Annotated in this window: 26 protein-coding genes and 1 pseudogene; 9 read left to right on the top strand and 18 right to left on the bottom strand. The window is 43.1% G+C overall.

Annotated elements, in window-relative coordinates:
* Positions 1-48: 48 nt before the first annotated feature.
* Genes rlpA through rsfS form a run of 5 tightly spaced genes read right to left on the bottom strand, consistent with a single transcriptional unit; the run spans position 49 to position 4,877 of the window.
* Positions 49-1,026: an endolytic peptidoglycan transglycosylase RlpA gene (gene rlpA / locus M1E93_RS14755; RefSeq protein WP_004917617.1), complete on the bottom strand. Its 978-nt coding sequence runs from the start codon at positions 1,024-1,026 to the stop codon at positions 49-51.
* A 12-nt stretch (positions 1,027-1,038) separates the two neighbouring features.
* A complete protein-coding gene (gene mrdB, locus M1E93_RS14750; RefSeq protein ID WP_004917618.1) occupies positions 1,039-2,151 on the bottom strand; it encodes a peptidoglycan glycosyltransferase MrdB in 1,113 nt (370 codons plus the stop codon).
* Positions 2,152-2,155: 4 nt separating this feature from the next.
* Positions 2,156-4,045, bottom strand: coding sequence for a peptidoglycan DD-transpeptidase MrdA (gene mrdA / locus M1E93_RS14745; protein ID WP_004917620.1), 1,890 nt, complete (start codon positions 4,043-4,045; stop codon positions 2,156-2,158).
* A 32-nt stretch (positions 4,046-4,077) separates the two neighbouring features.
* On the bottom strand, positions 4,078-4,548 hold the full coding sequence (gene rlmH / locus M1E93_RS14740; protein ID WP_004917624.1) for a 23S rRNA (pseudouridine(1915)-N(3))-methyltransferase RlmH: 471 nt from the start codon (positions 4,546-4,548) through the stop codon (positions 4,078-4,080).
* A gap of 2 nt (positions 4,549-4,550) precedes the next feature.
* A complete protein-coding gene (gene rsfS, locus M1E93_RS14735) occupies positions 4,551-4,877 on the bottom strand; it encodes a ribosome silencing factor (protein WP_004917626.1) in 327 nt (108 codons plus the stop codon).
* 315 nt (positions 4,878-5,192) lie between these two features.
* Between rsfS and M1E93_RS14730 the strand changes: the two genes are divergently transcribed.
* Entirely contained in the window at positions 5,193-5,564 is a 372-nt protein-coding gene (locus tag M1E93_RS14730; protein ID WP_426207004.1) for a hypothetical protein, read from the top strand.
* Here the strand turns inward: M1E93_RS14730 and M1E93_RS14725 are convergent.
* Positions 5,547-6,494: an IS30 family transposase gene (locus M1E93_RS14725; RefSeq protein WP_140035165.1), complete on the bottom strand. Its 948-nt coding sequence runs from the start codon at positions 6,492-6,494 to the stop codon at positions 5,547-5,549. The two genes, M1E93_RS14730 and M1E93_RS14725, sit on opposite strands and share 18 nt — an antisense overlap.
* A gap of 124 nt (positions 6,495-6,618) precedes the next feature.
* Between M1E93_RS14725 and M1E93_RS14720 the strand changes: the two genes are divergently transcribed.
* On the top strand, positions 6,619-6,996 hold the full coding sequence (locus tag M1E93_RS14720; protein ID WP_282555041.1) for a YbgA family protein: 378 nt from the start codon (positions 6,619-6,621) through the stop codon (positions 6,994-6,996).
* On the opposite strand, the gene nadD is transcribed toward M1E93_RS14720, so the two are convergent.
* The 4 genes from nadD to leuS are packed head-to-tail and all read right to left on the bottom strand — an operon-like array spanning position 6,987 to position 11,801.
* Positions 6,987-7,643: a nicotinate-nucleotide adenylyltransferase gene (gene nadD, locus M1E93_RS14715; protein WP_104873327.1), complete on the bottom strand. Its 657-nt coding sequence runs from the start codon at positions 7,641-7,643 to the stop codon at positions 6,987-6,989. The two genes, M1E93_RS14720 and nadD, sit on opposite strands and share 10 nt — an antisense overlap.
* A complete protein-coding gene (holA, locus tag M1E93_RS14710; RefSeq protein WP_104873328.1) occupies positions 7,633-8,667 on the bottom strand; it encodes a DNA polymerase III subunit delta in 1,035 nt (344 codons plus the stop codon). The genes nadD and holA overlap by 11 nt, the downstream gene beginning before the upstream one ends.
* Positions 8,667-9,206 carry an LPS assembly lipoprotein LptE gene (lptE, locus tag M1E93_RS14705; RefSeq protein WP_014657715.1) on the bottom strand — a complete coding sequence of 180 codons (540 nt, stop codon included), beginning with the start codon at positions 9,204-9,206 and terminating at the stop codon, positions 8,667-8,669. Before lptE ends, holA begins: the two co-directional genes overlap by 1 nt.
* A 12-nt stretch (positions 9,207-9,218) precedes the next feature.
* Positions 9,219-11,801, bottom strand: a complete 2,583-nt coding sequence (gene leuS / locus M1E93_RS14700; RefSeq protein ID WP_004917635.1) for a leucine--tRNA ligase — start codon at positions 11,799-11,801, stop codon at positions 9,219-9,221.
* Between the two features lie 431 nt (positions 11,802-12,232).
* Here leuS and M1E93_RS14695 point away from each other — a divergent pair.
* Positions 12,233-12,633, top strand: a pseudogene (locus tag M1E93_RS14695) (GFA family protein).
* A 10-nt stretch (positions 12,634-12,643) separates the two neighbouring features.
* Here M1E93_RS14695 and M1E93_RS14690 read toward each other — a convergent pair.
* The 5 genes from M1E93_RS14690 to M1E93_RS14670 all read right to left on the bottom strand — a co-directional run bounded on the left by M1E93_RS14690 (position 12,644) and on the right by M1E93_RS14670 (position 16,489).
* Positions 12,644-13,174: a GNAT family N-acetyltransferase gene (locus M1E93_RS14690; protein WP_237683222.1), complete on the bottom strand. Its 531-nt coding sequence runs from the start codon at positions 13,172-13,174 to the stop codon at positions 12,644-12,646.
* Positions 13,175-13,336: 162 nt separating this feature from the next.
* A complete protein-coding gene (locus M1E93_RS14685) occupies positions 13,337-14,062 on the bottom strand; it encodes an amino acid ABC transporter ATP-binding protein (protein WP_004917638.1) in 726 nt (241 codons plus the stop codon).
* On the bottom strand, positions 14,059-14,739 hold the full coding sequence (gene gltK / locus M1E93_RS14680; RefSeq protein WP_004917639.1) for a glutamate/aspartate ABC transporter permease GltK: 681 nt from the start codon (positions 14,737-14,739) through the stop codon (positions 14,059-14,061). The genes M1E93_RS14685 and gltK overlap by 4 nt, the downstream gene beginning before the upstream one ends.
* Before the next feature lies 1 nt (position 14,740).
* Complete coding sequence (locus tag M1E93_RS14675) at positions 14,741-15,481, bottom strand: amino acid ABC transporter permease (RefSeq protein WP_004917640.1); 741 nt, start codon at positions 15,479-15,481, stop codon at positions 14,741-14,743.
* A 114-nt stretch (positions 15,482-15,595) separates the two neighbouring features.
* Positions 15,596-16,489 carry an amino acid ABC transporter substrate-binding protein gene (locus tag M1E93_RS14670; protein ID WP_014657717.1) on the bottom strand — a complete coding sequence of 298 codons (894 nt, stop codon included), beginning with the start codon at positions 16,487-16,489 and terminating at the stop codon, positions 15,596-15,598.
* A 482-nt stretch (positions 16,490-16,971) separates the two neighbouring features.
* On the opposite strand from M1E93_RS14670, the gene M1E93_RS14665 reads away from it, so the two are divergent.
* Genes M1E93_RS14665 through M1E93_RS14650 form a run of 4 tightly spaced genes read left to right on the top strand, consistent with a single transcriptional unit; the run spans position 16,972 to position 20,705 of the window.
* Entirely contained in the window at positions 16,972-17,367 is a 396-nt protein-coding gene (locus tag M1E93_RS14665; RefSeq protein WP_104873330.1) for a metal resistance protein, read from the top strand.
* Between the two features lie 47 nt (positions 17,368-17,414).
* Positions 17,415-19,472, top strand: coding sequence for a protein-disulfide reductase DsbD family protein (locus M1E93_RS14660; RefSeq protein ID WP_104873331.1), 2,058 nt, complete (start codon positions 17,415-17,417; stop codon positions 19,470-19,472).
* On the top strand, positions 19,469-20,197 hold the full coding sequence (locus M1E93_RS14655; protein WP_426207003.1) for a DsbA family protein: 729 nt from the start codon (positions 19,469-19,471) through the stop codon (positions 20,195-20,197). The genes M1E93_RS14660 and M1E93_RS14655 overlap by 4 nt, the downstream gene beginning before the upstream one ends.
* A 7-nt stretch (positions 20,198-20,204) precedes the next feature.
* Entirely contained in the window at positions 20,205-20,705 is a 501-nt protein-coding gene (locus M1E93_RS14650) for a protein disulfide oxidoreductase (RefSeq protein ID WP_004917645.1), read from the top strand.
* A gap of 74 nt (positions 20,706-20,779) precedes the next feature.
* Here M1E93_RS14650 and M1E93_RS14645 read toward each other — a convergent pair whose 3' ends face one another.
* The gene (locus tag M1E93_RS14645; protein ID WP_004917646.1) at positions 20,780-21,493 is read right to left on the bottom strand and encodes an NUDIX hydrolase; all 714 of its coding nucleotides are present in this window, start codon (positions 21,491-21,493) and stop codon (positions 20,780-20,782) included.
* Between the two features lie 150 nt (positions 21,494-21,643).
* Here M1E93_RS14645 and M1E93_RS14640 point away from each other — a divergent pair, with 150 nt between their 5' ends.
* Both M1E93_RS14640 and M1E93_RS14635 read left to right on the top strand, forming a co-directional pair.
* A complete protein-coding gene (locus M1E93_RS14640; RefSeq protein ID WP_004917647.1) occupies positions 21,644-22,666 on the top strand; it encodes an SPFH domain-containing protein in 1,023 nt (340 codons plus the stop codon).
* Positions 22,663-23,586 carry a sugar kinase gene (locus tag M1E93_RS14635; RefSeq protein ID WP_040132903.1) on the top strand — a complete coding sequence of 308 codons (924 nt, stop codon included), beginning with the start codon at positions 22,663-22,665 and terminating at the stop codon, positions 23,584-23,586. Before M1E93_RS14640 ends, M1E93_RS14635 begins: the two co-directional genes overlap by 4 nt.
* Before the next feature lie 70 nt (positions 23,587-23,656).
* Here the strand turns inward: M1E93_RS14635 and lnt are convergent, their stop codons facing one another.
* Both lnt and corC read right to left on the bottom strand, forming a co-directional pair.
* Positions 23,657-25,201: an apolipoprotein N-acyltransferase gene (gene lnt, locus M1E93_RS14630; protein WP_060560654.1), complete on the bottom strand. Its 1,545-nt coding sequence runs from the start codon at positions 25,199-25,201 to the stop codon at positions 23,657-23,659.
* Positions 25,201-26,085, bottom strand: a complete 885-nt coding sequence (corC, locus tag M1E93_RS14625) for a CNNM family magnesium/cobalt transport protein CorC (protein ID WP_014657724.1) — start codon at positions 26,083-26,085, stop codon at positions 25,201-25,203. The genes lnt and corC overlap by 1 nt, the downstream gene beginning before the upstream one ends.
* Positions 26,086-26,095: the final 10 nt, after the last annotated feature.

The following is a 26,095-nucleotide window of genomic DNA, read 5'->3' as shown; positions in this document are numbered from 1 at the left end:
CGTCATTATTGTTGGTACTGATAATTTGAATAGTGATGAATACCTACCTTATGGAGCGACAACCATCGACGTTTGATTTAGTTCAGCCTGAATTCGGCCTTGTAGATCCACAGCCTGTTGCCTATCTGCAAATGGCCCTAATTGAACACGATAAATATTGTTGTAGGGCTGTAAGCGGCCGGGAACACCAAACTGACTTTTCAATTTTTCCAACATAGTTTTGGCGTTGCTTTGATTTCCGATAGCACCAACTTGAACTAAATAACCTCTTTCAGGAACGGCAGGAGTACTTGGCGTCGCTTGAGGGGCTTCTGGCTCAGGGGTTTTTAAGCTGCTTTCAGGCACAACGGGCTCCATTGGGGCTGTTGGCTGTTTCACGGGGAGCACATTTTCAGGGGTTGGTAAATTTTCCATTACAGGCGTTCCCATTGGGCCGGAGCCTAGCTGAGGGCGCCCTGGCAGGGCATAACTTTGTTTAACAAAGTTTGAGCCAATCGTACCTGGTCCTGATAGAGAGCCATCTTGAGCGACTTGGATAGCATCAATTTTGATGCGTGTGGTTGGCATTAAATTGAGGCGATCAGCAACGGCGCGAGAAACAGCGATGCTTTTGCCTTGTGTATAAGGGCCTCTATCATTCACACGAACAACCATCATTCGGCCATTCATCATGTTAGTGATACGCACATAGCTTGGAATAGGTAAAGTCGGGTGGGCTGCTGTTAATTCAATAGGGTTAACTCGCTCACCAATTGCTGTCATATTCCCTGCTGACTCTGAACCAAAGATAGAGGCATAACCTACTTGTGAAAATTGCGATGCGTCGCGAACAATTTGGTATTGCTGGCCGTTACGCTGATAGTCACTGTTGGCTGTTGGATGAAAAGGCTCATAATGAGGCTCTGCGCCAAGCACGTCTTGAGCAGGTACAGCCGGTACATTACTAGGCTGCTTAATGTTCTCTTCTGTGACACAACCACTAAGCAATGCAGTCGTAATGCCAAGCATAATCCATTGAAAACGCATACTAAGCCTCTTTTATAAACTCTTGGAAAGAAATTTTCTGTGTGTATGAATAGACATGATAATACCGAATCCGGCCATTAAAACAATCAGTGCCGATCCCCCATAACTGACGAGCGGTAGAGGTACTCCAACCACAGGTAAGATACCACTAACCATGCCAATATTAACGAATACATAAACAAAGAGGATCAACATTAAGCCACCAGCCATGACGCGACCAAAGGTGTTTTGTGCGTTTGCTGCGATATAAAGCCCACGCATGATCAGTAACAGATATAAGCCGAGTAAGACCAATACACCAATTAAGCCAAGCTCCTCCGCTAATACGGCAAAAATAAAGTCAGTATGGCGCTCAGGTAGAAACTCAAGCTGTGATTGTGTTCCATGTAGCCAGCCTTTACCCATCAGCCCCCCAGAACCAATCGCGATTTTTGATTGGATAATATGATAACCAGCGCCTAATGGGTCGGTTTCAGGGTCGAGTAGCATCATGACGCGAGTTCGTTGGTAATCATGCATCAAGAAAAACCACAATAGCGGAATAAAAGCGGCAAGGGCGGTTGCGGCGATAGTGATTAAACGCCAGCTCATTCCTGCTAAAAAGAGCACAAATATCCCCGATGCGGCAACTAAGATAGAGGTACCAAGGTCGGGTTGGGCGGCAACTAACAAGGTAGGCGTAAAAATAAGCACGAGCGCTATCATGGTATTTTTTAGTGATGGCGGACAGAGGTCTCGGTTCATAAAGCGTGCCACCATCAAAGGAACCGCTATTTTAGCAATTTCGGAAGGCTGGAAGCGGATAATCCCCAGATCGAGCCACCGTTGTGCCCCTTTACTGATTTGCCCGAAAACATCGACAAAAATTAGCAAAATAACGCAAAAGATATATAAATGAGGGGCAAGGTTTTCATATAGGCGCGGAGGAATTTGTGCCATGATGATCATGACGATAAATCCTGAAGCGATTTGCCCCAATTTTCTTTCCATCATTTCAGGGTCTTGCCCGCTAGCACTCCACATAATAAACGCACTGTAAGCAAGTAACGCTAAAATAATTAACAGCATAGGCACATCGATGTGCAGGCGCGCTGAGAGTGATAATTTTTTCTTATCGTCTGTCATAGTGTTAACGGTCTTCCTCAGTGCCTGTTGGTACGCTATTAACCTCTATTTTATTATCACCTAATAAAACATGGTCAAATATTTGCCTAACGATATCGCCGACAGAAGGGCCAGCGCCACCATTTTCTAAAATAATGGCGACCGCAACGGTTGGTTTATCGTAGGGGGCATAGGCAATCATTAGTTTATGATCGCGTAAATGCTCGGCTAATTTGCTGGCGTTATAGGTTTCGTAACTAAACACCTGAGCAGTTCCTGATTTCGCTGCTGCCTTATATGGCGTGCCGATAAAACTACGTCTTCCTGTACCGTTTGGTGCATTGGCGACACCGTACATTCCTTGCTTCGCGAGCTCCCAATAACCTGAATGGATATCACCAATCTGAGCCGTCTCTTTATCTTCGTAAGGCACCATCGCATTGCCGAGCTTGGTGCCATACAATAAATGAGGGGTTTTCACTTGACCGTCATTGATGAGTGTCATCAAGGCTTTTGACATTTGAATTGGCGTTGCGGTCCAGTAGCCTTGTCCAATGCCGACAGGTATAGTATCCCCTTGATACCAAGGTTTTTTATAGCGTTTTTGCTTCCACTCTCGAGTCGGCATAATACCTGCTCGCTCTTCGGCAAGGTCGATACCAGTATAATCGCCAAAGCCAAATTTCTTCATCCAATCGGATATTCTATCAATCCCCATATCATAGGCGACTTGATAGAAGAACGTATCCGCAGACTCAATGATTGACTTCACCACATTTAATTTGCCATGCCCCCAACGCTTCCAGTCACGATAGCGTTTTTCAGAGCCTGGAAGCTGCCACCAACCTGGGTCAAAGATAGTCGTTGAAGGGGTGATCACCTTTTCGCTTAACGCCGCAACCGAAATAAAAGGTTTTACGGTTGAAGCGGGAGGATAAAGGCCTTGAGTTGTTCGGTTAATTAACGGCCTATCAGGGTTGTTTAAGAGTGCTTGATAGTCTTTGTTTGATATACCGTTAACAAATAAGTTCGGGTCATAGCTTGGGTTAGAGACCAATGCCAATATTTCACCATTACGCGGGTCAGTGACAACCACCGCGGCACGACTCGTTGTCAGCAGTTTTTCAATATAAATTTGCAGTTCAAGATCGATAGTTAAGTAGATATCTCGGCCTGCTTGCGGCGGTTGCTCATGTAGCTGGCGGATAACACGCCCGCGGCTATTCACTTCAACCTCTTCATAGCCTGTTTTCCCATGCAACACATCTTCATAGTAGCGCTCGATGCCTAATTTACCGATATCATGGCTGGCGGCATAGTTAGGCAGTTTTCCTTCTTTATCAAGGCGCTCTACGTCTTTATCGTTGATCTTAGCAACATAACCAATGACATGGGTTAATGCCGAGCCATAAGGATAGGAGCGACGTTGGTAGCTTTTTACTTCAAGCCCAGGGAAACGGTATTGGTTAACGGCAAAGCGCGCTACTTGTACTTCGTTTAGCTGTGTTTTTAGGGGGATAGAGGTAAAACGGCGGGAGCGTTTACGCTCTTTTTCAAAGTTAGCAATATCCTCATCGGTTAGACCGATGACATCACGCAGTTTATCCAGCGTGTCTTGGAGATCGGCCACTTTTTCAGGCACAATTTCTAATTGGTAAAAGGTGCTATTTAAGGCTAATTGTCTGCCATTGCGGTCATAAATAATCCCGCGGCTAGGGGCAATGGGAACGAGTTTTATCCGGTTATCATTTGATCTTGTTTGATAATCCTCGTGGCGAACAACTTGTATATGATAGAGATTAGTAACAAGAACAGCAGTTAATAGCACAATGACGCCGAATGCAATTAATGCTCGGCGAATAAATAACATTGATTCTGCTGTATGGTCGCGAAAAGGGGTGCGTTGATTTTTCATCCCACTGCCATATTGAACATATTAAAAACTGACTATTCCCGATGATAAGGGTGGTTAGTCGTAATACTCCACGCACGATAAAGACTTTCTGCAACAAGTACTCTAACAAGAGGGTGGGGCAGTGTCAGTGGAGATAATGACCAACTTTGCATGGCGGCTTCTTTACAAGCAGGTGCAAGTCCTTCAGGGCCACCGATGAGCAGGCTAACATTGCGACCATCTTGTTTCCAATTTTCAAGTTGGTTAGCAAGTTTTGGGGTATCCCACTTCTCACCGGGTATATCCAATGTGACAATCCGATTACCTTTGCCGACGGCTGCCAGCATCAGTTCACCTTCTTTCTCGAGAATGCGTTTAATATCTGCGTTTTTCCCGCGTTTCCCTGCTGGGATCTCAATCAGTTCGAAAGGCATATCTTTAGGGAAACGATGGAGATAATCCATAAAGCCGGTCTGAACCCAGTCCGGCATTTTTGTACCTACAGCAATGAGTTGTAATTTCAAACTCAGCTCCAGAGTTTCTCAAGTTCATACATACGACGGCTTTCGTCTTGCATGATATGAACAATAGCTTCACCAAGATCAACCACAATCCAGTCAGAAACCCCTTGGCCTTCAACACCGAGTGGGTGCAAGCCATTTTTACGGCAAGCTTCAATTAACCGGTCTGCAACAGACATTAAGTGACGACTTGATGTCCCAGTGCAGATGATCATTTGATCAGTGATACTTGATTTACCATGAACATCGATCGAGATGATATCTTCAGCTTTTGCATCGTCAAGCTGATTGATAATAAATTGTTGGAGTTCAGTTCCTTGCAAAAGGTTCACCTTTTATTCTAATTATACTCAGCCAATACATAATGCCAGTAGCTATCCCTTAGAAGCTATTGGCGCCACTAATTAGGAGACAACTCGAAGTATGACGGGTATAACGTTAAACACTGTTTGTAATATACCTGTTAAGGCAGGGACATTTTACCCTAGATTTTCAGAAAAATCGGCTAAATTATTTTATATTCCTTAAGGTGTGTGATTTATATGAATAACTGGCGTTCAGGGCAAGAAATTTGTACAAACTTTACAAAGTGATAAATCAATAATCAGCCATCGTGAGTTTTATCTCGCAAAGCAAAGGAGCCATGCGTGGAATCAATAATGTTTAATGTTGTTCTGTTTGGGGATGTTGAATTTCCTGCCGAGGATATCACCTCATTAACGGAGTCACATATTAAGTTGATTCCCATTACGGCCCTGACAGAGATAAAGTTTGCATATCAAGGGGTAATTTGTGATGAGGGAGCTCGTCAGCAACTCCTTGAACAACTTCCTGAAAACACACCACTGTTAACTACGCAGGAATGGTCATGTCCAGAGCATCTCGATCGGTTTCTTATTCAACTGTATACCGGATATCGATTAACGCAATTAGCTAAGAATTTAACGCACCACCAAATTATTTGTTTTCACAGTCGGCGGATTCAAGTCCGAAGTGCAACGCTAAGCCGCCTTTCTTAGCTCCGCAAACACCACCGAAGGTTGTCTGAACCCCAGACACTTGCGTGGCCTGCTGTTCAACGCTCCCTGATAGCGTTGTAAGTCTTCTTCTGTCACTGTCCGCAGGTCTGTTCCTTTCGGGATAAACTGTCTTAACAACCCATTCGTATTCTCGTTCAGCCCACGCTCATGCGAGGCATACGGATGGGCAAAGTACGTATCTGCGTTCAGTGCTTCTGCTATCGCCTTGTGCTCACTAAACTCTAGACCGTTATCGAACGTTATTGTGTGACATACATCCTGATACTCACTCAGCAGTGAGATAATGGCCTTACTGACTTCCACCGCATCCTTTGAAAACACCTTTTTTGTCAGGTAAATACGGCTTTTGCGTTCTGCCAGTGTCACGATAGCACCAGTGCCCTGTTTACCCTGCACCAAATCGGCCTCCCAGTCCCCCAGACGGCTACGGTCATCGACGACTGACGGCCGTAGCTCAATGGATACCGCATCAGGGATGCGCCCTCGTTTCTGCCCGTAGCCCTTACGATATCGCCGTTTGCCCTGCCTAAGATGCCTGTACAACTCGCCACCGCTACGCTTATCCGCATAGATATACTGGTAAATCCATTCATGGCTGACGCTAAGACCAATAATGCTGCCAATTGCACTTATTTGCTCAGGACTCCACTTCCACTCCAGAGCAAATATCACGAAATCTATGGTCTGCTGAGGAATTGTCCTTTTGGCAGATGACAGCCGCCTATCACAGCACTTCTGGTGTGCCTGTTGTGGGTTATAACCAGTATCTGAAGTGTTACGCCTCAGTTCACGGGAGACCGTGGACTTGCTTACACCGATACGGATACCTATCTCATGGCAGGATAAATTATCCTCACGCAGTATCGATATCTGGTATCGTTGTCCTTCGGTTAGTTGCTGATACTTCATACTTACTCGCTCATCTTTGGTCGGAAGAGCAGGATAGCTTATCAGTAGCTAACCGTCCTTCCATCTAACATGACCGAGCGTTGCACTTATTATCTGAATTCGCGGTCGTCATAAATATTTATTGATGGCTTATTCCCCGAAGGGATATAAAGCAACAGGTAAATTTGTGGCGGGTATTCAAAAAAATAGCGAACTCACTGAGGTTTACACCCAATATCGTTATCAACTACTGGCTATTTTAGCCACAACACCAGCTCGCAAGTTACAAGTCAATGCGCTTCAACATATACAAGGCTATTTTAAATATAAAGCGACAAGAGATGAAAAAGTCCGTTTGGGGTGGCTAATCAATGATTATCAAGCGGGTTATCTTTCTATTAATAATCCGTTATCGATGATATTGCAGTTGCTCACTCAATACCCTGATAGTTATATCAGTGAGCAACTTTACTTATCACCATATCCGGGATGTGAAAAAATCAGAGCATTACTTCAATTTTGATAGAGGTGCTGCTGTTTGATATAAGCCATGACAGAAGCGGGGATCAAATCATCATTTAGATGGCCGGCACTTAAGCTATGACGGATTTCGGTGGCTGAAATATCAATGAGTGGCGTATCACCAAGGAAAATATAACCGTTCGGTGCTTGGCTCAGCTTATTGGTATCCTCTGTTCTGTGTTTTTTTAACCATGCTTGCATTTGCGGCTCACTGAAATTGGTCGCATAACCGGGGCGTGAGCAAACTAATAAATGGCATTTATCCAACAGCTGTTCCCAACCATTCCATGTCTGGATCGACAATAACGAATCTTGACCAATAATGAATGCTAACGGCTGCTCTGGACCCATCTCAGTACGTAATGAGGTTAAGGTTTCTATCGTGTAGGATGGGCTATTACGCTCAAGCTCTCTGGTATCGATGGTAAACAGCGGGTTATTTTGTATCGCTAGACGTACCATGTCTAATCGTTGAGCTGGGCTAGCTTCTGGTTGAGGTCGGTGCGGCGGCACATGATTTGGCAACAAAATCACTTTTTGTAAGCCAACTTGCTTGGCTAATGCTTCTACTGGGCGTAGATGGCCATAATGTATCGGGTCAAATGTCCCACCAAATAACGCTTGAAGGCCTTTGGTCTTAAAGGTCATGGATAAAACTCTCTGGTAAGGCTTTAGTACATACTAACATAGACAAGGATTGTAGGTCAGGCCACACCGAGTGGCTAAAGTCTTGTTTGGCATGTAGCTCTGCTTGTGTTAGCAACAAAAGTGCGGATTGTAATTGATGTAAGCTTAGACGTTGTAATGCTGCGCTCAATAATGGTCGGCGGCTTTGCCAAATCTTATGCTGATCAAACAAGGTTTTTAATGGCGTGGTAACCGATTGGCGTTTTAATGTCAGTAGTAGCATTAATTCACGTTGGATAGCCCGTAAGAGGATGACCGTTTCAGTATCTTCACGTTGAAGCTGTTCGAGAATATGCCAAGCGCGCCGTGATTTGCCGGCTAATAAGGCATCAACCCAATGATACGGCGTAAAATGTGCAGCATCATTCACGGCAGTTTCGACACGTGGCAAGGTTAATTTACCATCGGGGTAGAGTAGCGATAATCGCTCAAGTGCTTGTGCCAACGCGAGTAAATTCCCTTCATAACAGTAGCAAAGGAGTTGGTTGGCCTCTGTTTCTAAAGAGAGCTGCATATTGTGCGCCCGTTTTGCAACCCATTGAGGTAGGCGCTGATATTCAGGCGTTAGACAACTGATATAGACAGCTTCATGGCTGATAGCTTTAAACCAAGCACTGTTTTCTTGTGCTTTGGTGAGTTTTTGCCCGCGAAGCAATAGCAGGATATCTGGGTGAAGAAGTTGAGATAATTGAATCAGCTTTTCCGCCATGGCAGCACTAGGGCCATTTTCTGGCAGGATCAACGTCAGTGATTGACGGCTTGTAAATAGGCTCAGGGCTTGGCAGAGGCTGAATATTTCGTCCCAATCAGTGTGCTGTTCAAGTGAAAAGGTGAAATGCTCTTCAAACCCTTGAGTTTGAGCCGTTTTTAGGATGGCATCTTGGCTTTCTTGAATTAATAGGGGCTCATTGCCCCAGATTAAATAGCGGCCTCTCAGAGACTCTTGTAACTGAGAGGTCAACTGTTCAGGATAGATACGGATCATTATGGTTCAACAACAGGAACAACAGCTTTAGCGTTAGCTTTCTCAAGTTCGGCAGTATGAACAATTAACAGTTTACGGACTAATATCCGCGCTGCTTGTTCCCGCATCTCTTGTTTAACCAATTCATTTTCAGCATCTTTTGCAAGAGCTTCTAATGGGTTATCAAAGAAAGTACGCTCAACTTGGCTTTGTAACGGGTAAACCGAACCATTTGGCATCATGACTTGAGCATTGAGCACAAAGGTCAATTGTTTCTCTGCCGCTTTACCATCTTGGTAAATCGATACGGTTTCTGTTTTTTCTGACGATCCCGTAATTTTTAAAATTGGGATATCAGCGCTGCCATTTTCAACAAGCGTCACATTATTGAGCCTGAGTTGCTCCCTAACGGCTCTGGTTAGAGAGCTATAAGGTGCATTAGAACTTAACTGTAACGTCTTCAGTTCCTCAGGGATCTGTGTCGTTCCTTGAAGGCGAAAACCGCAACCTGCGGTGACTAGCACCGACAGGCTCAGTAATAAAGTTATCAGATAGCGCACCTGGCCTCCTTATCAGCCAACAACCAAGTTTAGTAATTTACCTGGTACATAAATTACTTTACGAATAGTAACGCCTTCGAGGTATTTCGAGACGCTATACTCTTTTGTTGCCATATCTAACACAAAGTCTTGCACTGCATCAGCAGGTACAGTGATACGACCACGCACTTTACCATTAACTTGGATAACGACTAATTTAGTGTCATCAACCATGGCTTTTTCGTCAGCGACAGGCCAGCTTGCAAAATCGACATCATCGGTGTGACCTAATGCTTTCCACATTTCGAAACATGCATGTGGAATAATAGGTGACAGCATCAAGGTGATCGCTTCAAGTGACTCTTGCATCAATGCACGATCTTGTTCGGTCTCTTGTGGTGCACGAACTAATTTGTTCATGAACTCCATGATAGCGGCAATCGCAGTGTTAAACGCATAGCGACGGTCAAAATCATCGGTCACTTTAGCAATGGTTTTATGTAAGTCGCGACGTAAGTCTTTCTGCTCTGTCGTTAATGTGCTGACATCAAGCGGCTGAGTTGCCCCTTTTTGTGAGTGCTCATGAACGATACGCCATACACGACGGACAAAACGGTTTGCCCCTTCGACGCTAGACTCTTGCCATTCAAGGGTTAGCTCTGGTGGTGCCGCAAACATCATAAATAGGCGCACGGTATCGGCACCGTATTTTTCAACCATCAATTGTGGGTCAATACCATTGTTTTTCGACTTAGACATTTTGCTCATGCCAGTATAAACCAGCTCATGTCCTTCGGTATCAACGGCTTTGATAATACGGTTTTTGTCGTCACGCTCTACAGTGACATCACTTGGCGAAACCCAAACACGCTGACCATCACTGCCGGTATAGTAGAAGGCATCTGCCAGTACCATACCTTGACATAATAGGCGTTTTGCTGGTTCATCTGAGTTGACTAGGCCTGCATCACGCATCAATTTGTGGAAGAAACGGAAATACATTAAGTGCATGATGGCGTGTTCAATACCACCAATGTATTGGTCCACTGGTAACCAGTAATTCGCAGCAGCCGGATCCAACATGCCTTCATCAAATTGTGGGCAAGTGTAACGAGCATAGTACCAAGATGACTCCATAAAGGTGTCAAAGGTATCGGTTTCACGTAAAGCTGGCTGACCATTGATGGTGGTTTTCGCCCATTCTGGATCCGCTTTAATTGGGCTGGTGATACCGTCCATTTCGACATCTTCTGGCAAAATCACTGGCAGTTGATCTTCAGGAACAGGAACAACTGTGCCATCTTCTAATGTTGCCATTGGAATTGGTGCGCCCCAGTAGCGTTGGCGAGAAACACCCCAGTCACGTAAACGGTAGTTCACTTTACGTTGACCCACGCCGATAGCGACTAATTTGTCTGCGATAGCATTGAAGCCAGCGGTATTATCTAAGCCGCTAAATTCGCCTGAGTTGATCAATGCAAATTTTTCAGTCATCGCTTCTTGAGAAATATCAGGCTCATTGCCTTCAGCGTCGGCAATAACCACTTTTAGTGGCAGGTTATATTTATGGGCAAACTCCCAGTCACGTTGGTCGTGAGCAGGTACAGCCATCACCGCACCGGTGCCATATTCCATCAACACAAAGTTGGCTACCCAGATAGGTAATTTTTCTTGGGTGAGTGGATGAATAACATAAAGGCCAGTTGGCATCCCTTTTTTATCCATGGTCGCCATATCAGCTTCGGCTGTTTTGGTATTACGGCATTCATCGATAAAGTTGGCTAATTCGGCATTTTTTTCTGCGGCTTCGAGTGCTAATGGGTGACCCGCGGCAACCGCCACATAAGTTGCACCCATGAAAGTATCAGGGCGAGTGGTATATACGGTTAATTTGTCATCACGATCGGCAACGTTAAAGGTGATTTCGACACCCTCAGAGCGCCCAATCCAGTTACGTTGCATGGTTTTGACTTGCTCAGGCCAATCATCAAGCTTATCAAGATCGTTTAGCAACTCTTCAGCATAATCGGTGATTTTAATAAACCATTGAGGAATTTCTTTACGCTCGACGGGCGTATCACAGCGCCAGCAGCAGCCATCGATAACCTGTTCGTTGGCGAGTACGGTTAAATCATGTGGACACCAGTTTACAGCAGAGGTTTTTTTGTAGACTAAGCCTTTTTCATAGAGCTTAGTAAAGAACCATTGTTCCCAACGATAGTATTCAGGCGTACAAGTGGTAACTTCGCGATCCCAATCGTAGCCAAAGCCCAGCATTTTTAACTGGCCTTTCATGTAATCGATATTGGCATAGGTCCATGGTGCAGGTGCTGTTTTATTTTTGACAGCCGCGCCTTCAGCAGGTAAGCCAAACGCATCCCAACCGATTGGTTGTAAAACGTTTTTACCTAATAGGCGTTGATAACGGGAGATCACATCACCCATAGTGTAGTTGCGCACATGGCCCATGTGTAGTCGACCAGAAGGGTAAGGTAGCATGGACAGGCAGTAGTATTTCTCTTTGCTGTTGTCTTCTGTCACTTTAAATGTGGCTTTTTCATCCCAGTGACGCTGTACTTTTGGCTCTATATCTTCTGGACGATATTGTTCTTGCATGGCACCGATAATCCTATGGTGAATAAATGCTACTCAGTAGCGTTAATGTCTTTCTATAAGTTAGATCCGCATAGCATAGCGGATCCTACCCTAAAACAACAATAGTTGATTAGCTGAACCGACGGGGAAAGCTGGATATTGTTTTTGGGGGGCGGTGTCAGAATATTTTATTCCGATGAGCATCAAACTTAACTAAAAAACAGTAAGATTGGTAGTGTTTCACGCAAAAAAACTCAAAAAGCCAGCAAATATTGGGCAATACATAGGGAGGGGTATTTATTCACTCTATTTTATTAGCACTAAAGTGCAAAGATCCCCTAGAAACATAAAAAAGCATCAATAAATTACATCAATTAACAAAACCTATTTGAGTTGTTTGAGTACCTTAATCCACTGATTTCGTTTTTGCCTATGCTATTAGGGAGGGCGTTGTGATTGAAAAACAAGTTCAGAGCCATTGTGGTACAGTGAAATTTAAGGTTGCGTTGACTGATAGATATAACACAGCAAGAAGATGTCACTGCCCTTTTTGCCGAATGTGTGGGGCAATCGCAACCTTTGCGCCCTTGTCAGAGACACTATTTTAGAAGGAAAAGATAAACTAACGGAATATCGTTTTAACACAAAGCAAGCCGCCCTCTTTTTATTCAATCTGCGGAATTTATACTTTTCATCAAAGACGCTCACCCCCACAAGAGTATGGAGTAAAGGTTGCTTGCATTGAAGGTGTCTCTCCCTTTGATTTTGCATCGGTCAATGTGATGGATGGAAGACATCTTCCGAAAGAGAGGGAGGTGTTGTTGGTCAACTTATTTATAAAAGTAAACATTGAACGCTAATGTTTATAATGTCTTATACCAAAATAATGCGACTTCATGGGCATTTTCCGTGCATAAATAGAGCGCTTTATCATAACCATGAATGCGAAAACCGTGTTTGTGATAGAACTTAGCGGCTGTGGTATTCGTAGATTGAGATTCTAATCTGATGTGATGTAAACCATTGTCGGTTGCCCAAGCTTCAATTTTTTCTAGTAATTGTTTGGCGATACCTTTACCTCTATATGGCTCATCGATGGCCAATTCATCAAGTTGAGCCATTCCATTCCAGCAAAGACTTGCACAGGCATAGCCAATCGTTTTATCCCCCAATTTCGCAACATATAAAACACCTAAACTTTCTTGTTCATTCAACCACTGCTCTGGAGAGAAATGATAATCCTTTAGGTAGGGCTTAATCGCTTTTTTCCTGTTTATATCGTCATAGGGATGGAGTAACTCATCAGTTATCATCACATTAAAATTACAGGCAGAAACATCCAGAACCGTATCGTCTTGTAAAGGGATAATTGTTATTTGTTGATCATTTTTCATCATGAGGCTTAGATTATTAGATTGATATTAATTGGGTTTTTAATCTATATCTGTATGTATTGTCGGGCAACAAATATTTAGATAAAACAAAATAGAAAGGTATAAGAGTGTCGTGCAGGGGGCAGCCATAGAGAGGTAGTCTCTCCCTATGGCTTGCAATAATTAATGCAGTATTTTCGCGAGGAAATCTTTAGCTCTATCAGATTGCGGATTAGCAAAAAAGTCTTCTTTTTTACTGTCTTCAACAATCTTTCCTTCATCCATAAAAATCACACGGTTAGCGACTTTCTTAGCGAAACCCATTTCGTGGGTAACGACCATCATAGTCATACCCTCGTTTGCTAATTCGACCATAACATCAAGCACTTCATTGATCATTTCAGGGTCAAGTGCTGATGTTGGCTCGTCAAATAACATTGCAACGGGATCCATACACAAGGCTCGAGCAATTGCCACACGCTGCTGCTGCCCACCCGAAAGCTGGGAAGGAAACTTATTTGCATGGCTTGCTAGCCCAACGCGTTCGAGTAATTTCAACCCTTTTGCTTCAGCCTCTTTTTTATTTCTATTTAGCACCTTTACTTGAGCCAGTGTTAAATTTTCTATAATAGAAAGATGCGGGAATAGCTCAAAGTGTTGGAATACCATGCCAACTTTAGAGCGAAGTTTTGCCAAATCAGTTTTTTTATCATTGACTTGGATACCATTTACAAAAATTTCACCCTGTTGAACTGGCTCAAGGCCATTCACTGTTTTTATTAATGTGGATTTACCAGAGCCTGATGGTCCACAGACAACCACGACTTCGCCTTTTTTGACTTCAGTTGTACAGTCTGTGAGTACCTGAAACTGGCCATACCATTTAGAGATATTTTTCAGGGTAATCATGTAACAGTCCTTTTCTTAAGATAATTCACCAGCATTGAAGCGCCGAAACTGATAATAAAGTACACGAAACCTGCAAACAATATCATTTCTACTTGTGTACCATCACGCTCACCAATATTGGTTGCCGTACGGAAGAAATCCGTCAAACTCAGTACATAAACTAATGATGAATCCTGAAATAGCACAATGCCTTGTGTTAATAACAGAGGGATCATCGCTTTAAAGGCTTGAGGCAAGATGACTAACCTCATTGTTTGCATATGCGTCATGCCCAGTGCAAGTGCGGCAGATGCTTGGCCTCGTGAAATACTCTGAATACCTGCTCGAATAATCTCAGAGTAGTAGGCGGCTTCAAAAAGCGAGAAGGCTACCATTGCTGAAATTAAACGGATATCACTTTTTGGTGATATGCCTAGAACATTTTGGACTAAGTTAGGCACAATCAGATAGAACCACAACAATACCATGACTAATGGGATAGAGCGGAACGTATTTACGTACAGTGCAGCGAACCAACTGATAGGTTTAAAAGTAGATAGACGCATCACGGCGAGAACCGTTCCCCACAATATCCCCACGACAATAGCCGTAATGGTAATTTTAGCGGTGACGACTAACCCATCAAGAAGAAATGGCCAACTTGGGGCGATGGAGCTCCAATCAAATTCATAGAACATATTATCGCCCTCCTAATGTGCCGGGTAAGCGAACTTTACGTTCTAACAAATTCATTAACAGCATAATGATCAAATTGATGCCGACATAGGCAAGCGTGATCGCAGTGAATGATTCCCAAGCATGGGCAGAATAATCAAGCAACTTACCTGCTTGGGCTGCCATATCAACGAGGCCGATAGTGGAAGCTATCGCCGAGTTTTTCACTAAGTTAAGCATCTCGGATGTCATTGGTGGCAAAATGACACGATACGCATTGGGTAAAAGCACATAGCGATAAGTTTGTGGCAAGGTCAGCCCCATAGCGAGACCGGCGTTTTTTTGCCCTCTTGGTAATGATTGTATTGCCGCTCTTACCTGTTCAGTCATACGGGCGGCGGTAAATAAACCAAGGCACAGTGTTGAAGAGATAAAAAATTGATAGTTAGGATCTAAGTCCATTTTGAACCAGTCGCCGATAGAACGGGGCAACAGCTCTGGGATCACTAAATACCAAGTAAAAAATTGAACAATTAAAGGGACATTACGAAATAGCTCGACATAAACGGTTCCTATCATCGCTAAAAAGCGATTAGGCACGGTACGTAAAATACCAAAGAACGAGCCGACCAGAAAAGCAATGATCCAAGCACAGATAGAAAGTGCGACAGTGACTTCTAAGCCAGATAATAACCAACCTAAATAGGTGGTATTCCCAAAAGGGGCTTCCTGTAGGAAAATCCCCCAATTCCAATTGATTGACATAATTCTACTTCCTGTGGGCAATTTAGATTGACCCTACTACTGGTGAGAAAGTGCAAGGCGGGGAACGACCGCCTTGCAAATCCCACTTCAGTAACACCCTGTTTGTCTTTTTATTTAGTTAAGTGCTTTGTCATTAGGTGATTTGAACAACTCTTTCATTTCATCTGATAACGTGAATTTCAAGTTAAGATTTTTTGGTGGGATAGGTTGGTTAAACCAACGGTCAAATGATTTCTCAGCCGTACCAGAAGTTTGTGCCTTCGCGATAGTTTCATCGACTAACGCCTTAAACTGAGGATCATCTTTGCGTAGCATACAGCCATAAGCTTCTTCTGTTTGCGGTTTGCCTACAATCTCCCAAATATCTGGTTTTTTCGCTTTTGCACGTTCACCTGCTAACAACGCATCATCCATCATAAAGGCGACAGCGCGGCCAGATTCAAGGGTACGGAATGAGTCACCATGATCTTTTGCACTGATAATGCGCATTTTCATATTTTTTTCGTCGTTAAGTTTATTGAGCAAAATTTCAGACGTTGTTCCAGAGGTAACAACGACGTTTTTACCCGCGAGGTCGGCGAAGTCTTTGACTCCAGAGTCATTTTTAGTAAGTAGACGAGTACCTACTACGAAAATCGTATTTGAAAACGCAGCTTGTTTTTGTCTTTCTAAGTTATTGGTCGTTGAACCACACTCAAAATCATAGGTACCATTTTGTAATAGCGGTATACGGTTTTGTGATGTAATAGGGATAAGCTTAACTTCGAGATTAGGTTTGTTGAGTTTCTTTTTAACCGCATCAACGATTTCATTGGAGTAGTCTTGAGAGTAGCCGACCACTTTTTGGTTGTTGTCATAGTAAGAAAATGGAACGGATGACTCACGGTGGCCAACAACAATCACACCATTGTCGTTAATTTTTTTTAGAGTACCTGTTAGTTCTTCTGCTTGAACGGCACAAGTTGCTCCTAGCACCATCATCGATAATACAATCTTGCTCATACGCATATTTACAGCTCCTTTCTAAGATCGGAGATTTATCTCGTTTGTTGTGCTTGCTGATGTTTCGTGGATGCTATCAATACCACGATCACCTGCTGTATGTTTTAATATTGTTAAAAATTAAAGAAAAATGTTAAACAATGAAAATGAATTGTTTCAAAATCGGGAGCTATCTCGCATATTATTTGGGCAGTTCCTAATTTGTTGCACTATTACTGGGAAAACTTTCCTAAAAAGGGTATTTATGCACCACTAGTGTGAAAAATAATCTCATTTTCCTGTTGCTCGTGGGTATAATGCATCTTGTATGCCAATTTTTATCTTTAGGGGTGTAAATAGGATTGGGTTTGTAAAGTTAGCTCATGCTACTTGTACCGAGTCGTTTGCTGTGTAAGATGTAACCTTGATTAAATTGGTTAAATTTAAATATTGAATTAACTTATCATTATTTAACAGTGTGATTTCAGGACGAAGAAATAGAGACACGCATGAACAGGCAACTCAAATTAGGCAAAGGATTAGTAGTACTCGCCTGTCTGATGGTTTTACTTTGTATTAATCAAAGAGCCGTTGGAGAGCGTCTTTTCGCCCATTTTTCGCCTCAAGACCCTGTCGTGCAAATGCAATCCAATGGTCAGTCTATGGTGTTTAAAACGGCTGTTTCGAGTGAAAAAAACGCGCAATTGTCTTCTTGTGAATTGAGTGCTAAATCACTACTGACATTAAGTCCTGCTGCTATTGAACCTCTCTTTTTTGTTTTCCTTTCTATCACTGCGTTAGGTATTTTTTACTCTAATTTATTTTCACGCAGAGCTAAACGTGAGGATAAACATCCCCCACCAAGAGTTAGGCTCCATTTACAATATTGCAATCTTCGAGATTAGAACACCATCACGTTCAGCTTGTTGGTGTATTTTATTCTGGAGGAATTATGCGTTTTTTAATTAATGCGTTAATTATTTTATCTGCCTTATTTTCGGGAGTGCTACAGGCAGCTGATACTGGCTGGCTAACAGATAAACATAATGACCATGCTCAAGTAAGATTGTTAAGTGCTTCCCAAAAAGATGGGAAGGTTGCTTTATTGTTGGATGTACAACTACAAGATGGTTGGAAAACCTATTGGCGTTCTCCAGGAGAAGGCGGTATTGCGCCGGAAATCAATTGGAAATCACCAGTAACAGATATGGATTGGCAGTGGCCAGCTCCTGGTCGTTTTGATGTTGCAGGTATTTCAACTCAAGGTTATATGGGAGACGTTGTTTTTCCTATCGTCGTTAATGCCGATGAAAAGCTAGATAAACTTTCGGGAGTTTTAACGCTTTCCACCTGTAGCAATGTCTGTATTTTAACGGATTATCCTTTCGAGCTCGATTTGACTGAACCTGAGCCTGAGAATTTTGAGTGGGCATTTAATCAAGCGATGGGGCGTATTCCTCCTACAGCGGGGCTAGTGCAAAACCATAATGTCGGGTTTGATGGTGACAAACTCGTTCTTGAATTACAAAAAGTGGCTGGCGAGCCGTGGAGCCAAAAAGCAGGGGTTTTTACTGATACACCAGAAGGAACCACGCTAGGTGTGCCAAATATTCGTTTATCGGGTGACAAGCTGACGGCGACCGTTGCGGTGAGTGATGATTGGGGAGATAAAGCGCCAGACCTGACAGGAAAACCGTTCTCTTTTGTGGTGACGGATGGCGCGCTTTCACAACAGGTAACAGCGCAAATCACACCTTTTACTGGCGCTACCCAGCAGGATAATGCTGGCGGTGCGATACCTCTTTGGCAGATTTTGGCCTTTGCGTTACTAGGTGGTTTGATTTTAAACCTTATGCCTTGTGTTTTGCCGGTTCTCGCGATGAAGTTAGGCTCGGTCTTGATGGTACCGCAAGGGGAGCAGAAAACCATCCGTCGGCAATTTTTGCTTTCTTCTTCAGGGATCTTAGTCTCTTTCTGGCTATTAGCGTTATTAATGACCTTGTTGCGCGTTGGGCAACAAGCTGTTGGATGGGGGATCCAGTTCCAAAACCCATGGTTTATTGGGTTTATGGTATTAGTGACAGCATTATTTACGGCTAACCTATTTGGTTTGTTTGAGATCCATCTAGGAAGTAAAGCGAGCACTCGTTTAGCGACTGCGGGTGGTCAAGGTAACAGTGGGCATTTCTGGCAAGGTGTGTTTGCAACCTTATTGGCAACCCCCTGTTCTGCACCATTTTTGGGCACAGCAGTGGCGTTTGCACTAGCGGCTCCGATAGGAGAACTCTGGTTAGTCTTTACGGCACTGGGGATCGGAATGAGTTTGCCGTGGCTATTAATCGCCGCTTTCCCTGCTATTTCTCGGCTGTTACCAAAACCTGGGGCTTGGATGAGTAAACTGAGAGTGGTTTTAGGTGTGATGATGCTATTGTCATGTCTATGGTTAATTAGCTTACTGATCCCTCATTTTGGTGAAATGGCTGCCTTAGCTATTGTGATCGTCTTTTTGCTTTTGCTGGTGGTTTTCATTGGCAAAAAATTCAGTTTACGCACTGCGGCAATTTCGTTTGTCCTGTTTGCATTATTAACAGGTGGCTTTGTTTGGGCAACGATGGAGCAAACGACAGGAAGTCGAACCCTTGTTCAGGATAATGTGGATTGGCAACCTCTGAGTGAGGAAGCGATTACACAGGCTCTGTCAGAAAATAAGCGTGTGTTTATTGATGTTACGGCAGATTGGTGTGTAACCTGTAAAGCAAATAAATATAATGTATTGCTAAGAGATGATGTTCAGCAACTCTTGAATGAACCAGATGTGGTCGCATTAAGAGGTGACTGGACTAAGCCATCACCAGAAATTACCGCATTTTTACAAAAACGTGGGCAGGTGGCTGTGCCATTTAATCAAATTTATGGCCCTAGGTTGGCTGAGGGTGAAATACTGTCAACGATACTTGATCGTGAAGTTTTATTATCAATTATGAATGAGGCCAAAGGAGCCGAAAAATGAAAAAAACAATTGTAGCTGTTCTGTTCTCGTCGCTAATGCTAGGTGCAACTGCTCATGCGGCTCCATTAACGTCTGACCAAGAAGCACAAGTGCGTAAGTTGGTACGTGATACCTTGGTTGAAAACCCTGAAATTTTAGAAGAAGCGATTGTTGCACTACAGGCTAAGCAAGGTGAAAAACAGCAAGCTCAAATGAAGGCAACGATTAAAGCCGAGCACGATAAGCTGTTTAATGATCCAGCAAGCCCACGACTGGGTGCCAAAGATGCAAAACTGGTGTTGGTTAACTTCACCGATTATAACTGCCCATTCTGTAAGCGTTTTGATCCACAGCTTGAAGAGATTGTGAAGAAATACCCTGATGTTGCTGTGGTGATAAAACCTCTGCCATTTAAAGGCAAAACATCGCTGGAGTCTTCTCAACTGGTTCTGACATTGTGGGAAAAAGATCCAAAAGCATTCCAAGCACTGCATCAAAAATTTATGCAAAAGCAAGGGATGTTAACTGAAGAAAACATCAAACAGGCGTTGAAAGCGACAGGTAATGAAAAATTAGTCGCTAACGATAAGAGCGAAGAAACTATTCGCACTAACATGATGTTAGCCGAAAAATTAGGGATTAATGGTACACCTGCAACACTCATTGGTGAAGAAATGATCCCAGGGGCTGTAGATGCTCAACAATTAGAAATGATTGTTAAAGAGCAATTAGCAAAAGTGAAATAAGGTAAATATGGCTAGACTGAAAAAGTGGTCAAAAGAAATTATTGGGTTGGTGGTGATCTTGTTCGTCGTCTTTACCGTAATGGATTTTTGGCGTAAACCTGAAAGCCTAGCACCTATTTTGCTTGAGCCGCAATTACTTGCGACGGGTGAAACCGTATCATTAGCAGAGTTGAGTAAAGAACAACCTGTTTTAGTCTATTTTTGGGCGACATGGTGTGGGGTTTGCAAAATAACCTCTCCAACGGTAGCCGACTTAGCTAAGGCCGGTGTTCCCGTTGTTTCTGTGGCAATACGTTCTGGCAATAGTGAACGTCTGTTATCAGGGATGGAGAAAAAAGAGCTAAATTTCCCAGTAATCAATGATACACAAGGCTCGCTTGCGAATCAGGTTGGCATTAGTGCCACACCGACCTTTATGATCATCGATAACGGTAAAATGGTCAGTTTTACCAGTGGTTATACAAGCTATTGGGGAATAAAAACACGTATGTGGATGGCTTCTTTTTAGTTAATTTCTCGCTAGGCTATTTCAGGCCCTCTTGAAGATATGTTTCAAGGGGGCCTTTGTTTTACCCATCAGGGTTAAAATTCTAAATTACGAATAAAACGGTAATCAGCTGACTCAGGTTTCAGACGATATAAATTAGCTGGACGGCCTGTTTCTTGCCGTTTTTCCCCGGTATCAATCAGTAAATCAGCCTGCTCTAAGCGACGGCGAAAAGATTTTTTTTGCAATGTTTTGCCGATTAATACTTCATGCACATGTTGCAGCTCTGTCAAAGTAAAGACTTCAGGTAAGGCAAAGCCGGGAACAATAGAATAGAGTGATTTTTGTTTTAATCGCTCTCGTGCTTGCTGATAAAGCATCGAGTGGTCAAAGGCTAATGACATGTTTTCAATGTCGCTGATAGCGACCCATTTTGCTGATCCGACACTATCAATGTAGTGCTGACATGCCTGATAGGCGATAAGGGCTGTATAACAGACGGTGACAGACCAACCTCGTTTATCACGAAAATGGTTACCGACAGTACAAAGCTGTTCAATGTAGGGGGGAATGACGCCCGTTTTTTCTTTTAGCTTTCTCAAGATAGCTTGCTCAAGAGTGCTATCTTGCTCTTCATCGATAAACCCGCCAGGTAGCCCCCACATCCCTTTATCTGGATGATTTGCACGCTCAACAAGGAGAACCTTTAACGTCTCTTCATGGTAAGTAAATAGCACCGCATCTACCGTCACTAGTGGCGAAAGATATGCATTCCTATCGTATTTAGATAAATATTCTTGTTCATTCATGAGATGACAACCCACTAAGCTATTTTATGGTTAATAGGGCGATGATACGTTAAAAAAATATTTGTGTCATTAAGACACTTAATGCTTGACACTTTGGTGTCTATAAGACAATAATTAATTATTGTCACAAGGACACTAATGAGGTTAACTATGTTTAATATTAATTATTTCAAAGCAGACTCTTCGACTTTCATTATTAAATCCGTCAACGGAAAAGTGATTAAGCAAGGGAAGGGATTAAGTTTTTGGTATAACTCAGCAACAACATCTATTGCAGCACTACCATTAAATGCGCTTGAAGCGCCGTTTATTTTTAATTTACAAACGGCGGACTTTCAAAGCTTGCGTATTCAAGGGCAAATCTCATTTCGAATTAGCCAACCGGAAAAAACAGCAGAGGTATTGAATTATAACCTGACTCAAGATGGCAGCTCGTATGCGTCTGAGGACCCATTAAAATTAAGCGATAGGGTTGTGCGTAGTGCACAGACTTTAATTCAGGCAAAAATCCAACGCACTGCGATGCGTGATGCATTGTTGATAAGTCAAACATTGATCACAGAGGTCGCCAATCAGTTATCGATACATTCGGCGCTACAAGCATTAGGCATCGATATTCTTGATGTTTCGATTGCAGCCATTACACCATCACCTGAAACATTGAAAGCTCTTGAAGCAGAAGCGAGAGAATCGATTCTAAAAGAGGCCGATGATGCGATTTATGCGAGACGTAAGTTTTCTGTCGAACAAGAGCGTATGCTTAAGGAAGCCGAGCTGGAAACCGATTTATCCGTTCAAAATAAGCAGCAACAAATTGAAGAAGCACGTTTAGAAAATGAACGTCATTTATTGCGTGAACAGGCTGAAATTGAGCAGGAAAAGTTAGCCGCTCAAGTCAATGCCGAAGCTAAACGTAATGAGCTTGTGGCATTAAGCGTTGAAAACCAACGAATTCAATCGGATGCGGATGCTTACGCTATTGAGGTGAAAATGCGTGCTTATCGAGAACTGCCTGTCGAGAATTTAAAAGCGATGGCATTGGCAAAAATGGCACCGGAGCAGTTAATGGCTATGGCGTTTGAATCATTAGCGCTAAATGCAGGGAAAATTGGTGAGTTGAATATATCCCCCGATCTCTTTAGCCAAATATTTAAAAAAGGAGCTAAAGCATGAAAAGAGGAGAGGATGTCCGTTTTGTTTTGATTATGCGTAAAACGCGGTTACAGGCACTGATTGAACGTTTTAATACTTGGCCACAAGCCAAATTTTATTTAGAGCATAATCATGTTGAGGTAAACGATTATCTTGAAGAGCACGATCACTATCAAAAACAATTAGTACAAGCAGAGGCGGTTCTGAAATCAATGGGGCGATTTCAATTGTTAGAACGTTCTTTACTGCCTAGCTACCAATTTACGGCTCGTGATATTGTGATTGTGATAGGACAAGACGGCCTAGTGGCAAATACATTGAAATATTTAAATGGTCAGCCTGTTATCGCAATTAATCCTGATCCTGCAAGATGGGATGGCAAATTATTACCTTTTGAAATAGGCCAACTGCGTGAAGTCGTTTTGAATACGTTAAAGGAAAAGATGCCAAGTAGAACGGTGACTTTTGCTCAGGCGACAACTAATGATGGGCAAACATTACTTGCGGTTAATGATCTATTTATTGGCCCTAAAACCCACACATCGGCACGCTATATTATGAGATGGAATGGGGAACAAGAATTTCAATCCTCCTCGGGGATCATTATTTCAACAGGCTTAGGGTCGACAGGGTGGTTTCAATCGATTTTAGCGGGTGCTCAAGCCGTTATGGGGGTAGCTCATCACCCGTTGTCACAAGGATTTTCTTGGCAAGAAAGGCGACTTCAATTTAGTGTTAGGGAGCCTTTTCCTAGTAAGACAACAGGAACTTCATTTGTTTTCGGTGCGATTGAGGAGAATTCACCGCTGCAACTTGAATCATTGATGCCGGAAAATGGCGTGATTTTTTCCGATGGCATTGAAGATGATTATTTAAATTTTAATGCAGGTTGCATCGCTTCTATTAGCGTTGCGGATGTACAAGGGCAATTGATTGGTTAAATGATAAAATTTAGGCGATGTAAAATAAAATCCCAGTCGTGTGCAATTAATGCAAAGACTGGGATTTTTGTTATTTATCTGAACTTGTTTTTGACCTGCGGCCTCGTGATATGGCTATCAGCATAAATATGATAACAACGCCCCACATTGGCCAATTACTCCAGCGTGCATAAGGTGTTAACCCCGTTGTTGGGGTAATAGATGCAGATAGTGTAGCAGCGGTAAATTGAGGCAACTTAGCTTGGACGGTACCATCTGCTCGAATAATTGCGGTGACGCCATTATTGGTAGCTCTAAGTAGTGGGCGACCAAGCTCCAGCGCTCTCATGCGCGCCATTTGGAAATGTTGCCATGGCCCAATCGACTTACCAAACCACGCATCGTTAGAAATGGTTAAGAGGTAATCGCTATTAGGTTGGAAATTATCGCGAACCTGTGTTCCAAGGATAATTTCATAGCAGATGGCGGCTGTTAGATGCATGTTGCCTACAGCAAGCTGAGCTTGTTGATAATCGCCCCGGCTAAATCCTGACATTGGTAAATTAAATAATGGTGCGATAGGGCGTAAAATATCCTCTAGCGGTACAAACTCACCAAAAGGCACTAAATGGTGCTTGTTATAGCGATTTTTTGATGGGTACAGATAGGGAGTTGTATCCCCTAATACAATGATGGTGTTATAAAACTGATAGTCACCGTCAATAGGACGGGCATCAACAATACCCGTGATCAGTTTGGTCTGGGATTCAGCTAATATTTTGTCCAGTGATTTTAGCCATGCTTGGTTATCTAATTCGACTGACGGCACTGCGGATTCAGGCCAAACAATTAAGGAAGCTTTGCCAATATAAGGGCTAGAAAGCTTAATATAAGTATCTTTGATTTTTTGTAAGTAGCTTGTTTCCCACTTCATGGATTGGGGAATATTGCCTTGTACAAGCGCCACTTCCGTAGTTTTTGACTCCAGAGGGGTATACCACTGATAGCTCTTGATGATTAAAGGAGCGAAAAGTAGTACGGCAGCGGCGACTAACGGCGTAATACGGCGACGTACCAACGCAAGCACGAGTAACCCACTAATACTAAATAATATTAGAGTTATCAGTTCTACACCAAAGATGGGGGCAAGGCCTTTCATTGGGCCATCAATTTGGCTGTAACCGAATTGAAGCCATGGGAAGCCTGTAAGAACCCAACCTCGTAAAAACTCGGTGAGCTGCCAAATGGCTGGAGCGGCAAAGACTAATCGCCATATTGTTGATTGGGGAAAGAATTTGCTGAGTAGATAACCAAATAACCCAGTGTAGAGGGAAAGGTAAGCTGCAAGCAGGATCACCAATAGGACATTAACAACCTCTGGCATTCCACCAAAGTCAGCAATGCTGACATACACCCAATTAACGCCCGAGCCAAATAGCCCAAAGCCCCATGCAAAAGCAATCGAAAAAGCTTGTTTAGGGGAGCGTTGTAGGGTCAGTAGTTGGAGAAATAGGATGGAAAGGAGAGCTGCAGGCCAGAGGTCAAATGGCGAAAAAGCCAGTGTACCACTGGCTCCGAAAATGAAAGCCAGTAGTAGTCTTAACCACTGACTTTGATAGTATGACGTTAAGTTCATTAACTCTTTTCTTCATCTAAGTTTGGTGCAGGCGCGCCATCTGGAATTTTTACGTGAAGTAAAATAATTCGGCGGCTATCCGACATGGCAACTTTAAATTGATAGCCATCTATAGTGATGGATTCACCTCGAGAGGGTAGATGACCAAAGGCTTGCATAACAAGGCCACCGACAGTATCCACTTCTTCGTCGCTAAAGTGAGTCTCAAACGCATCATTGAAGTCTTCAATTTGGGTTAAGGCTCTAACTGAGTAGGAGTGCTGACTTAGCTGACGAATATCGACATCATCTTCATCATCGTACTCATCTTCAATTTCGCCAACAATAAGCTCTAAAATATCTTCAATGGTAACAAGACCAGAGACACCGCCAAACTCATCAATGACAATAGCCATATGATAGCGTAGTGAACGGAACTCTTTTAACAACCGGTCGACCCGTTTGCTTTCAGGTACAACAACCGCTTGGCGCAACACTTTATCAATACTGAATGGCTCAGCGTCTGTACGCATAAATGGCAGCAAATCTTTTGCCATTAGTAGCCCTTCAATATGATCTTTATCTTCGCTGATGACAGGGAAACGTGAGTGTGCGGATTCGATAATAACATCAAGGCACTCATCCAGAGTTTGATTACGTTTTAAGGTTACAATCTGGGAGCGCGGGATCATAATGTCACGTACCCGCTGATCGGCAATATCCATGACGCCTTCTAACATGTCACGGGTATCAGGATCGATAAGGTCGTTCTGCTCGGAATCACGGATCAGCTCGACCAAGTCACCACGGTTTTTAGGTTCAGCGTGGAAGAGTTGGTTTAATAGTGCAAAGAACCCTTTCTTAGGACCAGGGTTGTCACTACTCGAAGAGTTATCGTCGCTCATGGCGTTTTAT

Source organism: Providencia sp. PROV272 (assembly GCF_049901975.1).
GTDB lineage: Bacteria > Pseudomonadota > Gammaproteobacteria > Enterobacterales > Enterobacteriaceae > Providencia > Providencia stuartii.
Note: the sequence above shows the minus strand (reverse complement) of the source record. Positions and strands in the feature narration are given on the sequence as shown.

Excerpts from the sequence above, each read along its gene's own strand:
- M1E93_RS14725 (WP_140035165.1), bottom strand. The coding sequence starts at position 6,494 with ATGAAGTATCAGCAACTAACCGAAGGACAACGATACCAGATATCGATA.
- M1E93_RS14640 (WP_004917647.1), top strand. The coding sequence starts at position 21,644 with ATGTTTAATATTAATTATTTCAAAGCAGACTCTTCGACTTTCATTATT.
- M1E93_RS14675 (WP_004917640.1), bottom strand. The coding sequence starts at position 15,481 with ATGTCAATCAATTGGAATTGGGGGATTTTCCTACAGGAAGCCCCTTTT.
- M1E93_RS14655 (WP_426207003.1), top strand. The coding sequence starts at position 19,469 with ATGAAAAAAACAATTGTAGCTGTTCTGTTCTCGTCGCTAATGCTAGGT.
- mrdB (WP_004917618.1), bottom strand. The coding sequence starts at position 2,151 with ATGACAGACGATAAGAAAAAATTATCACTCTCAGCGCGCCTGCACATC.
- M1E93_RS14690 (WP_237683222.1), bottom strand. The coding sequence starts at position 13,174 with ATGAAAAATGATCAACAAATAACAATTATCCCTTTACAAGACGATACG.
- M1E93_RS14685 (WP_004917638.1), bottom strand. The coding sequence starts at position 14,062 with ATGATTACCCTGAAAAATATCTCTAAATGGTATGGCCAGTTTCAGGTA.
- M1E93_RS14650 (WP_004917645.1), top strand. The coding sequence starts at position 20,205 with ATGGCTAGACTGAAAAAGTGGTCAAAAGAAATTATTGGGTTGGTGGTG.
- leuS (WP_004917635.1), bottom strand. The coding sequence starts at position 11,801 with ATGCAAGAACAATATCGTCCAGAAGATATAGAGCCAAAAGTACAGCGT.
- holA (WP_104873328.1), bottom strand. The coding sequence starts at position 8,667 with ATGATCCGTATCTATCCTGAACAGTTGACCTCTCAGTTACAAGAGTCT.
- M1E93_RS14720 (WP_282555041.1), top strand. The coding sequence starts at position 6,619 with ATGGCTTATTCCCCGAAGGGATATAAAGCAACAGGTAAATTTGTGGCG.
- M1E93_RS14635 (WP_040132903.1), top strand. The coding sequence starts at position 22,663 with ATGAAAAGAGGAGAGGATGTCCGTTTTGTTTTGATTATGCGTAAAACG.
- lnt (WP_060560654.1), bottom strand. The coding sequence starts at position 25,201 with ATGAACTTAACGTCATACTATCAAAGTCAGTGGTTAAGACTACTACTG.
- gltK (WP_004917639.1), bottom strand. The coding sequence starts at position 14,739 with ATGTTCTATGAATTTGATTGGAGCTCCATCGCCCCAAGTTGGCCATTT.
- M1E93_RS14660 (WP_104873331.1), top strand. The coding sequence starts at position 17,415 with ATGCGTTTTTTAATTAATGCGTTAATTATTTTATCTGCCTTATTTTCG.
- mrdA (WP_004917620.1), bottom strand. The coding sequence starts at position 4,045 with ATGAAAAATCAACGCACCCCTTTTCGCGACCATACAGCAGAATCAATG.
- nadD (WP_104873327.1), bottom strand. The coding sequence starts at position 7,643 with ATGACCTTTAAGACCAAAGGCCTTCAAGCGTTATTTGGTGGGACATTT.
- corC (WP_014657724.1), bottom strand. The coding sequence starts at position 26,085 with ATGAGCGACGATAACTCTTCGAGTAGTGACAACCCTGGTCCTAAGAAA.
- M1E93_RS14665 (WP_104873330.1), top strand. The coding sequence starts at position 16,972 with ATGAACAGGCAACTCAAATTAGGCAAAGGATTAGTAGTACTCGCCTGT.
- M1E93_RS14670 (WP_014657717.1), bottom strand. The coding sequence starts at position 16,489 with ATGCGTATGAGCAAGATTGTATTATCGATGATGGTGCTAGGAGCAACT.
- M1E93_RS14645 (WP_004917646.1), bottom strand. The coding sequence starts at position 21,493 with ATGAATGAACAAGAATATTTATCTAAATACGATAGGAATGCATATCTT.
- rlpA (WP_004917617.1), bottom strand. The coding sequence starts at position 1,026 with ATGCGTTTTCAATGGATTATGCTTGGCATTACGACTGCATTGCTTAGT.